Origin of the sequence: Mesorhizobium sp. M1348 (genome assembly GCF_040317925.1) — a bacterium.
GTDB lineage: Bacteria > Pseudomonadota > Alphaproteobacteria > Rhizobiales > Rhizobiaceae > Mesorhizobium.
On the sequence record NZ_JAMYLH010000004.1, the window covers coordinates 42,203 to 55,281 of the forward strand.

At 62.8% G+C, this 13,079-nt stretch carries 7 protein-coding genes; all 7 read left to right on the forward strand.

Features of this window, described 5'->3' with window-relative positions; all coding sequences use genetic code 11:
• Positions 1–203: 203 nt before the first annotated feature.
• Positions 204–758 carry an Lcl domain-containing protein gene (locus NKH13_RS09115; protein ID WP_352716716.1) on the forward strand — a complete coding sequence of 185 codons (555 nt, stop codon included), beginning with the start codon at positions 204–206 and terminating at the stop codon, positions 756–758.
• A gap of 555 nt (positions 759–1,313) precedes the next feature.
• On the forward strand, positions 1,314–2,387 hold the full coding sequence (locus NKH13_RS09120) for a hypothetical protein (protein WP_352716715.1): 1,074 nt from the start codon (positions 1,314–1,316) through the stop codon (positions 2,385–2,387).
• Positions 2,384–3,712, forward strand: coding sequence for a hypothetical protein (locus tag NKH13_RS09125; RefSeq protein ID WP_352912265.1), 1,329 nt, complete (start codon positions 2,384–2,386; stop codon positions 3,710–3,712). Before NKH13_RS09120 ends, NKH13_RS09125 begins: the two co-directional genes overlap by 4 nt.
• A complete protein-coding gene (locus tag NKH13_RS09130; protein ID WP_352716711.1) occupies positions 3,709–7,557 on the forward strand; it encodes a hypothetical protein in 3,849 nt (1,282 codons plus the stop codon). The genes NKH13_RS09125 and NKH13_RS09130 overlap by 4 nt, the downstream gene beginning before the upstream one ends.
• A gap of 5 nt (positions 7,558–7,562) precedes the next feature.
• Positions 7,563–8,894: a hypothetical protein gene (locus tag NKH13_RS09135; RefSeq protein ID WP_352912267.1), complete on the forward strand. Its 1,332-nt coding sequence runs from the start codon at positions 7,563–7,565 to the stop codon at positions 8,892–8,894.
• Positions 8,891–10,936: a hypothetical protein gene (locus NKH13_RS09140; RefSeq protein WP_352716707.1), complete on the forward strand. Its 2,046-nt coding sequence runs from the start codon at positions 8,891–8,893 to the stop codon at positions 10,934–10,936. Before NKH13_RS09135 ends, NKH13_RS09140 begins: the two co-directional genes overlap by 4 nt.
• Before the next feature lie 19 nt (positions 10,937–10,955).
• The gene (locus NKH13_RS09145) at positions 10,956–13,076 is read left to right on the forward strand and encodes an RICIN domain-containing protein (protein WP_352912269.1); all 2,121 of its coding nucleotides are present in this window, start codon (positions 10,956–10,958) and stop codon (positions 13,074–13,076) included.
• Positions 13,077–13,079 lie beyond the last annotated feature (3 nt).

The following is a 13,079-nucleotide window of genomic DNA, read 5'->3' on the forward strand; positions in this document are numbered from 1 at the left end:
TACATCACGCAACCAGTTCCCATGTATCGAGAACCGCTTGCAGTAGATTTTCGGCAGAGCACCAACTGGGATGTCCGTCATAGTGGCCGTAAATTCAAGGAAGTTCCTGCCATTTCCGAAGTGCAGGAACTTTTAATTGTTCGCCGGTTCAAGTACGCTTATTCGGTTGCCACGCGGAACGCGCGGCCAGGGAGGAGGAAGGCATGCTTCGGATTGCCACTCTTGCGACTTTCAGCATCGGCTTTGCCGTTTTCGTCACCATGTCGCCGCCGCAGTCCCAAGCCGCACCTTGCGGTATTGTGCACAAGCAGGCCCGCCAGCCGCTGAATGACCAAAATTTCTGGCTGCTCGCTGAACATGGCGGCAGGGCCTTCGTTGACCAACGCACTTGCCTCGTCGCCAGGATAGACAGGCTTGATCAGCCTGCCACGCTGAGCGATGCGATGGGGTATTGCGCTACGCTCGGACAAGGCGGGCCGTACGGCGACATGGGCTGGCAACTTCCGACGATGGCGGAATTGACGAGCCTCGATTCGGCGGACTGGCCAAGGCAGCGTGAAGCGTTCGCGCAATACAAGCTGCCACCGCTCGCGCGTAGCGAAACCGAATACTGGACCCGCACTGAATGGCCAGGGCTGGCAGGATCCTTCGCGGTCGTCACATTCAGTGCACCCACGACTCTGGTGCGTCCGCTTGAAGCGACCAAGAAGGCAAGCGTATGGTGCGTTTTTGGGGTGCCGGCCACAGGCGTGGACTAGCTACTGGCGTGACCTATTGAGCACGATATCGCTCTTACGCGAGCTAATATTTCCGCGATCGCGGAAGACAATCATAGAGTCGTTACGAATTTGCCAAATTGGCGATCGCCAGGCGATCGCTGGACGTTGCTCTGCTCTTCCTCAGCGCAGTTCTTCGGCTTCTCAGGCCAGATCGTCACCTTCCGCACTCGAACGGTGGGCGCCGAACGACGCTTGGACGAGGCCAAAGCAAGCGGAAAAGACAATTCTTTACGATATGTTAACTGCCTCGGCACTTAGGCCGGGTTTTCCGGGATGGAATGCAAAAAGCCAGGTGTATTGACAGACAAACTGTTTTAACTTACTTTATTGAGGCATTTTATAGCGAATGTGAGGTTGAATTGGCCACGCCTTTGGCGGCCAATTTTCGCTGTAACGAGCAAATACCAAAAGTAGCCTGCTAGATATTGCCAGTAAAAAAGCAATGGGGCCGCCGCTTCGGCGGGAGGGGAGGCTTTTGTGCATTTTCCTTTGGTCGTTATGTTGAAGAGATGCGTCTTCAATACAGCGATCATCTTGGCCGCGGTTCTTGTGCTCGGCGGAGGGGTTGACCTCGCGGCAGCCCAGCAAATGTGCGGCTCCGCGCTATCGCAGTGCGACCTGCAGACCGACCCCGCATGTCTTGAACGCACCTATGCGTGCGGCGAATATGATACCGTTATCCAGTCGCTCTTCGTTGAGCGGTTCGAACCGACGCCCGACCAGAAATACTTCGTCGGCGCATCGTTCTACGGACGCCATATTCGCGAACGCGCCGCCGGCGTGCAGTGCGAGATGGTGAAGTTCGCGCGCGAATACCTGACCGACTATCTGTCCGGCGTCGAGGCTGAGTTCACCACCAGCGGCTCGTTCGGCACCATGCGACAGATGGATCAAATCTATCATGCCGCGCAGATTCTGATTGACCTCGGCGACGTCACCGGCTGTCCTGAATCGGCGCTGACACGCGCTACCGTCGAGGACATCGCCCGTAGCGAGGCGGTACGTTATGCGCGCTCGGTATTCCTGCAGCCGCCGCCGGAAGCCCGTTCCTCGTTCGACACGCTGCAACTGGCGCTGAGAAGCTTCGTCAGTCGAGCGTCCGATCTCGAAACAGGCATCGCTCTGCGCCGCGTCGAGATCAAATCGGCCGATACGCACTTGAAGGCGATCCGCGCCATTTTTGCAGAGATCTTCGGACCGGTGAGCGGTGTGGGCGCGACGCTGGTCGCCAACACCTCGATCCTCGATGGGCTGGCGGCGAAGACAACGCAGATGCTGCGCTCCGTCGAAGTCTCGGAGGGAGAGTTCAAGCGGGCGCTCGGCGACGTCACGCCTGAGCAATACGCAAATCTCAATCGCAACACTGTTGCAAGCGCCGAGGACTTTCTCAAAATCTCTGCCTTCCACATCAACATGATCGGAGTGCTGCTGCCGACCGATCCGGCAAAGCCCTTCTGGCGACTGGACGCCGAGGTTCATGCCGACAATGCGGCACAGGGCGCATTCAACGATCTCGCCAAAATAAAGGCTGACTGGAAGGCGCACGGCGCTGCGACGGGAATCTGCGCCCAGGCTGGCGCGGCCGACAGAGTGTGGTACTGCCGATGACAAGCATCCGAGACATTGCGCTGTTTCTAATCGTCAGTTGCGTCTTGGCCGGCGAAGCCGGCGCCGCATCGATCCTGGAGCGCGCTTACACGTCGGAGAAGCTCGACAGTTTCTGGAACGCGACGCTCTCTAGCGCGACGCCCGAGACGACCCGGTTCAGCCTGCTCGCCCCCGGTCCCGCCGCCGTCGAACCGAGTCACGAGGCGACGCAGCCCGATTTCGGCCTGCCCTTCGCCGGCGAGGTAATCGGCGAGGCATCGGCCCCTTCCGGCGGCAGCCGCAGCGTCGGTTTTCCGGTCATCCCGCTTTCGGCCGACGATGCCTCGGTGCTGTTGCGACGCCTTGCCTGGGCGGAGATTTATCTCAGCCGCTACCGCTTCTTCGCCCCAGTTTCGACCGATAGCGCCGAAGAGCTCGCCGCCCTCGTCGGCCGACAATACGCAGCCGCCATCGAGGCTTATCTGGTCACCGGGCGGCTTTACTTCTCGGGGGCCGACTTGCCGGCGAAATGCCGGCATCTGACGAGAATGAACGAAATCGATGCCGGGCCTTTGTCGGGCGCAAGCGCGGATGCGCTGCCTGCCGCCTGGCGTCCGCTATTCCCGATCGTCGAGGCCGTGCGCGCACGGCTCGGCTCGGACGCGCTGGCGAAGCTGGTCTGTTCGGCCAAGCCAGTGCGCGGGCGCGCCGAAACGACCGAGCTGATCGAGACGCGGGTGCGCGGCCAGATCGTCAAGGCAGTCAGGACGAAGGTCGACGATACGCTCAACCTGATGAACGCCGCTTCGACCGAATACCAGTCGCTGGTCAACGAGATGGACGTGTCGATCAAGTCGGCCGAGGTTATGGAGTTGGAGCGTGTGCTCGGCAACGCGCAGGCCAACATGGTGCTCGTCAAGGCGGATCAGCTGAAGGCAGCCGAGACGATCGCCACGCTGCAAGCGGTCGATCTCTCCAGCCTCAACCAGCCGGATTCGCTGAAGGAGTTCGAAGACGGGAAGGCAAGGATGGCGCAGATCGTCGGGCAGATCGAAGGGGTGATGACGGCTCTGTCGGGCCTCACGCATGTTGTCGACGATCCTGCGATCACGGCTGAGCTTTCTTCCTGCGCAGGACTGGGTGGAGCGTATTCAGCGCTCGACCTCACGCTCGACACTGGCGCGCTGACCGCGAAAATCAGCAGCCCCTACGAGGACTGCATCAACCATGCCCGCGCGGTCGTCGGACGGTTCCAGAATCCGTCGCTTTCCAAGGCGCAGATGGCCGAACTTGCCCGGCATGTGCGCCAGATTTCCGAGGTCTTTCTGACGGCGGGGCAGCCATGAGGCGGTTCTTCCTGCTTTGCGGACTGGTCCTCAGCATCATCTTTGCGGCTGCGGGAATGGCGCGCGCGCAAGATTGCATGGCGCTCGACGTCGACGCGGCCGCCGGCCATGCCGGCGAGCTGACGACGCTGCTCAAGATCGCCAATTTCCGAGCCGACGTGAAATACATGGGTGAAGTCGCAACCGAACTCGAACAGTTCCTGACGACCTGCGGCGACGAGACGACCGGACGGCTGGCGATCGTGTGCGATTTCGACTGCCACCTGCAACTCGGGCGCTATCGCCTGTTCCTCGCCGCCGACATGCCCTTCCTGTCTTCGGCGAGCGGCGTCAGCCGCAACGATACGCCGGTTTCGCCGCAGGCCGCGCAGGAATTCGGCCGGCAAGGGATCGAGATCGTCGACCGGGGCCTTCGCATTCTCGCCCGACAACAAGGCGGTGACCATGGCACCACGGCGGGAGAGGATGCGAGCTACCGCACCTTCGTGCGGCAGCTGACGGCGCTGTCCTCGCTGAAGATCCAGCTGCTGATGAATACCGGCGACGTATGGTACCAGACCCTTTCGGAGGCTCGCGTCAAGGCGCTCGACTTCCTGGTCAGCGATACACTGGGCGCCGTTGGAGGCGCTGGTCTCGACAGCCAACCCAACCTCTCCAAGGCCTACACCAACTACGAAGCCGCGATGTGGGTGCTGGTCGAGACGCAAATGGATATTCCGGGCGAGTCCACCTACGACGACCTGCGAGCCGACCTGCTGCTGCAGCAGAGCGACCTGAACGCACGCATGGACAGTGTGCGCAAGGGTTTCCTGTTCCTCAATATCGACCCGATGCAGTTCACGACGATCCCGTTCGAGGAACTGCAGCAGGCACTGACCGAGAGCGAACAGCGGCTGACCGATGTTGAACGCAATGTCGAGACGTTGGTTGACCGATGGTACGCCAACAAGGAGGGCGAAGCGACGCGGGCGATCGACGAGGAGCGGACGATCCGTAGTCAAGAAGTCAACCTGATCGCCCACAAGATCGGCAAGCTGGAACACGAGGCGCAGACTTTCGCCACCACTGTCCAGCAAGAGATCAACGCGGTCGATGCCGAGAAGGACACGTTCGGCTATCGCCAGCAGATCAGGTCGCTGGAGATCGAGCTCGCCACCAAGATCGCCGAATTCGAGAACCAGCGCCGTCAGATCAACGACAGGCAGGAACTCGACCTGATCGTCCTCTCCAAGGAGGCCGAAATCGAGCGACGCAACGAACTGCGCTGGCTGCTGAACTGGGAAATGACGCAGATGAACCTCGATCTGCAGATTTCCTCGCTCGAAAGCCAGATCACCGAATATGCCCGCCAGACCGAGCGCAACGCCAACCAGCTCGAACAGGCGGTTCGCCAGCGGCAGATCCTCCAAACGCAAATCACCAACAACCAGGGTGCGATCGCTCGCGCGAACGGAGCAATCACTGAACTGCAACTGCGCCAGACCGATCTCTATCAGCGCCGCCGGGCCGTCGACCGCGAGCAGCTTTGCGGCATCGAGAGCCAGCTTGCCTTGATCGGAGAGGCGCCGGCCCATCCGTTCACCCCACTGCTGGCGGGTGAACAGCCGTGCCAGACAGTAACGCCGGCCTTCACGCGTAACCAGTACGTGGCCCAGATGTGCGGCCCGGACGGACAATCAGGCCTCAGGGCTCAGCTCCTGACCACGCAGACCCAGGCCAGGGCTTTCCTAATGAAGTGCGTCATCGGTGACGCCGATTTCGCCGACGTCGAGCCGCTGATGTCCGATCAGCAGATGATCACGTCGAACATCTCGCTGCCGCAGGAACTGGCGAACGTCAGTTGCGGCTCGTTCACGCAGACGGAAACCAACTTCGCCAAGAAACTCTACCAAGCCGAGCGTGACGTCTACGCTAAGAGGAAGGCAGACCTCGAGGAGGCGCGTGACCAGGTCGACGGCCAGCTCACCGAGGTGATCGCCTGGTTCGCCGCGTTCAACGGCACGACGCAGGCCGCGCAGATCACACTCACCGCCATCCAGGCCGCCTACGCCATCTCCGCGGCGATACCCGAGGTCAATGTCTGCGCCTGCGGGCTCGCCAGCGGCGCGGCGACCAAGATCGACACCTCCAAGGTCGTCAAGGCATCGCTCGAAGCAGCGCAGTCGATCCTGTCGACGATCATCGCGACCGGCCGGGTGACGCAGGAGAACATCAACCAGATCAATGGCCTGAAGCAGCGGATCACGCAGCTTCGCCAGGCGAACGAGGAACTCGACCTCGACAAGGCGCTCAAAGCCCGGGCACTCATCGACACCCACTTCCAGCTCGCCGGTCGGCTGGCGCAGGGAGCCGAGGAGATCAAGGAACTGACGCTGCAGGGCTCGATGGCGGCGGTCGACTGCCAGAGCCAGGATCTCGGCATCGACGAGCAGGTGGCGCGACTCACGTCCGACCATGCACGCATACTCGCCGGGCTCGATCTTCAGGCGCGCGAAAACGACATGCTCAGTTTCCAGATCGCCGACCAGCAACGCACGATCGACCGGCTGACCAACGAGATCGCTATCCTCAATCTCGAACTCGACAAGCTGTCCCTGTCGGAAGCTCAGCTCAACGAGGACAATGCACGTGTCGCCGAACTGGTCGCCGCAACCAATGGCCGCATCGACCGCGTCCGCGCTGCGCAGACGACAGTGACTGGCCTCGCCGAAGAATCAAATGCCTCTACCAACCTGATCAACGAACTGCGCGACCGGCAGAAGGACAAGATGCTGGCGCTGAGCGAAGCCGAGCTCGCCTTCGTCGAGCAGCGCATTACACAGTCGCGCGGCAACACCGAGGAACTCGTCGCAGGCCTGAACCAGGCCAAGGAACTCGGTCTCAAGAGCCGCGCGCTGCAGGACAGCATCTTGAAATTCCAGAGCAACGTTCAGGCCGAGGTGACGAAGCAGCAGGAGGACATGACGAAGCTGGTCACCCAGATTGACGATCCGGCGAGAAGCAAGAATCTGTTCATCGCAACCCAGGACACCGTCGCCGACCTGATGAAGGGCATCCCCGAATATCTGGTGACCAAGCGGCGCGTGCTCGAGACCGCCAACCGGCTGATGCATCTGATGCGCCGCCGCTTTGAAGTGGTGCAGGCCTTCACCGGCGAGGCGGCGACTGTGCCCGTAGTTTATGTGCGTAACGCAACTCAGCTCCAGGCGATGATAGACGACATTGTTGCCAAGCGCTTCTTCGATGAGCGGCAGATCAATATCGATGTCGCCCAGATCGTCGTGCCCGCCAATTCCGGTTTCGCCCGCAAGCTAGCGCTCGACGAGAATGTCGAGTTCGAGGTTTCGCCCTTCGCGTCGACCGACGCGCTGATGAAGGCAAACGGCTATTTCGCGCTGTGGGCGCCCAACAAATTCCGTGAGCGCAAGAACCTGACCCTGATCGATGTCTTCGTCGGCACCGACTACCAGTGCACTGGCGCACAGTGGAACCGCTTCGCGTTGCAACACCGCGGCAGCGGCTTCGTCCTCAAGCCGCTGACAAAGGGGTCGAGCGAGGTCCGCGCAGACATTTCGGTCGGGCCCGAGCGGGTCGCTTTGCAGACCTTTTTCAACCAGGCCGACAGCGGCGACGAGATCAGCCGGATCATCCGCTACTGGGTGCAGGATCGCTACCAGGCACGCAAGTTCCCGCGCGCGCCCGGACCATCGAACGACACCAGCCTGATCCTGCCCTATCTCGGTGCGCCGCTGATCGGCTCGTACCGGCTGTCGCTGCAGCCGAGCGACTGCCCCTTCGACGGCGCTGTGTTCACCCTCTATTTCATCTTCGCGAGCGCTCCGTGAGAGCCATGGTCGCCACAGCAGCGCTCGGTCTGGCGCTTTGCGCGACGGGAGCGGCTGCGCGCGACCTGTTTGTCGACAATCTCGCCGGCTATACGATCGAATCGCGCGTTCTCGACGCTCCCAACTGCGAGGGGCCGGCCATTTCGGACGGCACGCTGAAGACCTTCGAGCAAGGCCTCTGCGTCTTCCACCGCCCGGCCCGCAGCCCCGACGACAGCCAACGCGCTGCCAATCTGATGCGCGAGGCGCAGACACGCGGACTGCCGCCTGTGCACCAGCAGCTCGCAGCTCTGATTTCAGGCTTGGCCAACTGTGCCGAGGCGACGCGTCATCTCGACGCCTACCGCGCTTCGGGCAACCAGAGCCGGATGGAACAGACGCTGTTCTGCCGCGACCGGCGGCACAGCCAGGCTGACTTGAATGCGATCGAATGGAACCATGCGCTGTTCGAGTATGCCGACCGACTCGGTTCGAACCGAACGCTCGACCAGAGGCTGGCCGAGATGAGCACCTGCCAGGCCGGCCCCTTGAGCGCCGATTTCGACGCCCAGTGCGGCCTGATCTCCAATCTGTCCGACACCGAGATCGATGCCTTCTCCGACGGGGCGGCCGGCAAGGTGATCGAGAGCTACTTCGCCAGCGTTGAGAGCCCGATCACGGCGATGTTTTCCCGCAAGCTGAAGCGCGCCGAGGGCCTGATGCAGAGTTCGCGCGCCGGCATCGACGACATCAAGGCCGGTGCCGATGCAGTGAACAAGGAGTATGCCGCGCTGAACCAGGTCTACGAGGCGGCGCGCGACACCAAGATGGGGCCGATCTACAGCGCCTACCGCGAGGCGATCCTCAGGGCGACCTCGATCCTTGACGAGTTCGACCGCTGGAAGGGCGGGCTGTTCATAACCTCGGAAAACATCAACCTGATGCCGAAGATCACCGAACGGTCGGGTGAGATCACGGGCGAGAAGACCCGCGTCGAAGGCCTCGCCTTCGAAGCCAAGGCGGGCGCGCTGGTCGCAGACATCAAGCGCATCATCAATGCCGACGTCGAGAACCGCGCCACTGTCGCCGCGCTCTGCCGTATCTACTTCTGCGAACTGACCAATCGCCGCGCGATGGCCGACGTCATCCGCACCTGCCGTCGGCCGGCGCTGGCCAACAATCCGCTCTGCGTCGGCCAGAACGGGCAGATCACCAGCGGAAATCTTACGGTCGACTTCCAGGGGCCGCACTCGATCTCGGTCAAGGAGTTGTGCCAGTCGGCCGGCCTCGATCCGTTGATGACCGAGGTCAACATGGATCCCGTCCGCGCAGCAAGCTGCCTGAGCGAATTGCGATGAGACAGGCGCCCGCCTTGCTCGCCCTGTTTCTCGCGGGCGCTTCGGTGGCCAGCGCCGAGCCGCAGCTTGCCGCTTTCGTGACCGACCAGAATAAGGACGTCTATATCGCGCTTTTCGAGGGCAAGGCGGTGGAACTCGCCGGCTGCGCCAGCCCAGGCCAGGCGAAGCGGCTACTGCACCTGCCCGACACCGCCACGGTCTCGCAGACGACGCTCGCCAAGGTTCAAGCTGAAAACGGCTTTGGGGCGCAGCCGCGGCTGCCATGCCTTGGCACCGCATTCGACATCGACTGGCCGGCGACAACCGCGATCTGGGCCGATGTCGAGGCATCGGGCAATTATTATCTCCCCTCCCCCTCGGGCAGCGGCTATTTTGCCGTGCCCACCGCCTGCGCGGAGATCAAGGCGGCGCTCGCCATCCGCGAGCGACTGCAACTGCCGGGGGTGCTCCAGGGCTTCGTCACGCCGCCCAGCGTTGGGACACCGTTCGTACTCGATTGCGGGCGCGGCGATCTCGTCGGCCCGTTGGACCTAGCAGTGCCGAGCGTCGCCCGCTGGAGCCTGCACCGGTTTGAAACCTTCCTCAGCGCCGACAGCATCGGCGACACGGTCTATGTCGTGCGCTACACGCCGCCCGGCGAAGGCGCGCAGCCCTCCTACCTGCCCATTGTGCGCCTCGACGGCAGGGCGACGCGCGACATCATCGTCGATGCGGCTGCGGCGGAAGCGGTAGAGAAGAAATTGCGAGCATTCTTCGGAATCGCCGAGGCCGAGGCCGTAACCCTGCTCGGCGCCGACGCGGTGTCCGCGCTTCGTTCGGCGCCCTTCGTCGACCTGTGTCTGTCGAATTGCGACGGCTATCAGCGCGAGCACGCGGCCTTCGCGCAGCCGGGCATCGACCTCGGCCTGTCGCCGCTGCCAGCCGGCCCGTCCATCAGCTCGCTTGACCCCCTCGGCAATGCGCGGCTGGACTGGACCTTCGCGGAAGGGCGAAGCCTGTCCTTCACGGGCTGCCCGCTTCTCACCTCGGCGCTCGGCCTGTCTGCCCCCGGCATTGGCGACTGGATGGGCGAGACCGATCGCGCGCTGACAGCCGCTCCGCCGCCGGCTACCGGTTTCGATTGTCGCGGCTCGGCCAGCGATACGTGTGTTCGCCGCATTAATGATGGCGGCACGCTGACGCTGACGCAATTCTCCGCCGAGGGCGATTGCGCCGGGCGGGTCAATCTCAGGCTCGAACTGCCTGCAGCGGTCCAGGTGCCGCAGACACTGGTCCTGAAGGGATTGCAGTTCCAGACGGTGCACATGGCGCCTGCCCCCGGCGTCGCCCGCACGCGGCTCGTCGGCAACGCCAACCGCGTGCCGGCCGGAACCTCATCATGCATCCTGTCCGCGACTGGCGTCATTATCGTCGCGGATGGATTGCCGCGGCTCGAGCTCGAGCGGATCGATCTAGCACGGGCAGCCGATCAAACGACCGACGAGGTCGTCGCCGTGATCGCGCAGAACGGCACTGTCGCGCTCGACAATGTGACGATCGGCACCGTGGCGGACGGATTGTCGCCGGTGGCGCGTGGCGTGTCTCTGTGCCTGGCCGATCTTTACGCGCGCGGCCTCAGGGTGGAAGCAGACATGCTGGCGATCCAAGGCGTAAGGGCACGGCTGCTGATCTCGGCCCAGGCGCCCGCCCGGTCCACTATTGTCCGCGCGCGCTTCGGCGCGGTGCTCACCTCCGAGAGCCTGATGCGGGTGGACTTTACCGATGTCGCCGCCGCCAATCCGCTGGTTCTGCGCGGGGCGATCGTGGCGGGCCGCTCGGATAGCTTCGCGGCGACGGCCACTGGCCTTGCGATCGGCTCCGCCATCCAGCTCGAGCGCGGTTCGTCGGCGAATTTCACCACCTCGACGGTATCCGGCTTCCGCTGCGCGGTCAGTTTCGCAGACAGCGGCTCAAGCGCCAGTTTCCTGCTGCCGGGCAACGACATCGCACGCGACAATACGAGCCGGGCTTGCGGGCCAGGCCGCTTCAGCCTGGTCGAATAGAGCGGAAAGGAGAAACCAGATGAACCGCATCGCTTGCTCGCTGCTCCTTCTGCTGACGCTGCTCCTGGCGGTCGATGCCGGTCCGGCCCGCGCCGAGGAGCCGAAGGTCGTCCTGTTGGAGGACCCGACGCTGAATGCCAGCCGCTTGCACTATCCCCTGCTCATCTCCGAAGGACGCGGCTATCGCATCCGCTGCAACGACCAGGCTGACGAAGAGGCGGTGATCCGTGGACTGGGCTTCGCCACCGTTCCGTCGCAAGTGCTGACCGCCGTCGACAATGCGGTCATCGCGGCCGACCCCGCCGCCAATCCGCTGTTGTGTCCGTCCGACGAGAACTACCCGATCAAGATCTTTGCGCACGACGGCGGCAGTGGGGTCGTCTACTACCTGCAGTTCCCGACCGATTTCGGGTCAACATCCTTCTCCGACCAACTCTATATTCCCGGCTGCGCCCCCCTAGTCGCGGAACTGAAACTCAATCTCAATCAGGCGATTGACGCCGATCCCACCGCATTCTTCGCCGGAAAGGTTCATACCATTGCATGCGTCGCCGGCGCGCCACTTGTCGGCCGGCCGACGACCTTTGCCAGCTGGTGCTTCAAGGATGACCTTGATCCCGCCCAGCAGACGACGGTCGAGGAGCTGCTTGCCCTGACACCCGGCGGTGCCTCTGCGCTGGGCAATCCGGCCGCGTGCGCAAGCGCGCAGGATTTTCTCGCGTCTAGCACGACGCTCGACCTCGCCGGGCGACGGCTGACCAACCTTGAGCCGCTGGCGACACTCACCCATCTGACGAGCCTGACCTTGTCCGGCAATGAAATTGCCGACACGCGCGATCTCGAAAAGCTCACCGAGCTGACGTTCCTCGATCTGTCGCGAAACAGGATCAGCAACATCAACGTGGCGGCCGTGATGAAGAAGCTGGCCGACGCCGACCTCAGTTCCAACCAGATCGCCGACCTGCGACCGCTCGCCTCGGCGCGGGCTTTGATGCGGCTGGTTCTGGCCAACAACAAGATCACGGACGTGTCGCCGCTGCGCTTTCTGCAAGAACTCACGGTGCTCGACCTGTCGAAGAACCGGATCGCGGATGCGCGCGCCTTGACGGGCTTGACCAAACTTACCGCTCTGAACCTGCGCGCCAACCGCCTGGCCACGGTGCAGTCCGTCAGCGCCATCCTGCCATTCAACCCTTCCCTGGACGGCAATCCGGTCTGCATCAGTCGACCGGAGCATTCAACCGTCGCCTCCGGCAAGATTTTCGAAGCCTGCATCACGGCAATCAAGGAGGCCGACGTGGTGCTGGCAAACATGCAGACCGGCAAATGCCTGGCCGTTGCCGAGGGGCGCCTCGACAACAACGCGCCGGCCGTACAGTTCAACTGCGACGGCGACCAGTGGCGCCGCTGGAAGCTGGTCGAGACGGACGACGGTTTTCAGCTGCAGAACGTGCGGTCCGGAAAATGCCTGACCATTGCCGGCGGGATCAGCACGGACAACAATATCCCGGCCCTCCAATTCAACTGCGATCGGGACCCGTCGCGACGCTGGAAGCTGACCGCGACCGGCGACGGCTTTCAGGCTGAAAACGTGCAGACGAAAAAATGCCTGACGATTGCCGGCGGGGTGAGCCCCGACGACGACATCCCTGCCCTCCAGTTCAACTGCGACCGCGATCCGGCACGGTTCTGGAGTATACGGGCGGCCGACCCCGAGGTCGTGCTGGTGAACCGGCAAACCGAAAAGTGCCTGTCGGTCGCGCAAGGAAGAACCGACAATAACGCGCCGACGGTGCAATTCGACTGCGACAATAGTCAATGGCAGCGCTGGAGGCTGGTCGAAACAGGCGACGGCTTCCAGGTGGCGAACGTCCAGACAGGCAAGTGCCTGACGATTGCCGGCGGAGTCAGCACCGAAAACAATATCCCGGCCCTGCAGTTCAACTGTGACGGCGATCCTTCACGCCGCTGGAATCTAATCGAGACGCGCGACGGAGTTCAGGCGGAGAACGTCCAGACAGGCAAGTGCCTGACGATTGCCGGCGGGATTAGCAACTTGAACAACATCCCGGCCCTTCAGTTCGCCTGCGATCGCGATCCGTCGAGCTATTGGACCGTCAAGGCCGCGGACGCGAGGTAGCGT

Excerpts from the sequence above, each read along its gene's own strand:
- NKH13_RS09115 (WP_352716716.1), top strand. The coding sequence starts at position 204 with ATGCTTCGGATTGCCACTCTTGCGACTTTCAGCATCGGCTTTGCCGTT.
- NKH13_RS09125 (WP_352912265.1), top strand. The coding sequence starts at position 2,384 with ATGACAAGCATCCGAGACATTGCGCTGTTTCTAATCGTCAGTTGCGTC.
- NKH13_RS09130 (WP_352716711.1), top strand. The coding sequence starts at position 3,709 with ATGAGGCGGTTCTTCCTGCTTTGCGGACTGGTCCTCAGCATCATCTTT.
- NKH13_RS09135 (WP_352912267.1), top strand. The coding sequence starts at position 7,563 with ATGGTCGCCACAGCAGCGCTCGGTCTGGCGCTTTGCGCGACGGGAGCG.
- NKH13_RS09140 (WP_352716707.1), top strand. The coding sequence starts at position 8,891 with ATGAGACAGGCGCCCGCCTTGCTCGCCCTGTTTCTCGCGGGCGCTTCG.
- NKH13_RS09145 (WP_352912269.1), top strand. The coding sequence starts at position 10,956 with ATGAACCGCATCGCTTGCTCGCTGCTCCTTCTGCTGACGCTGCTCCTG.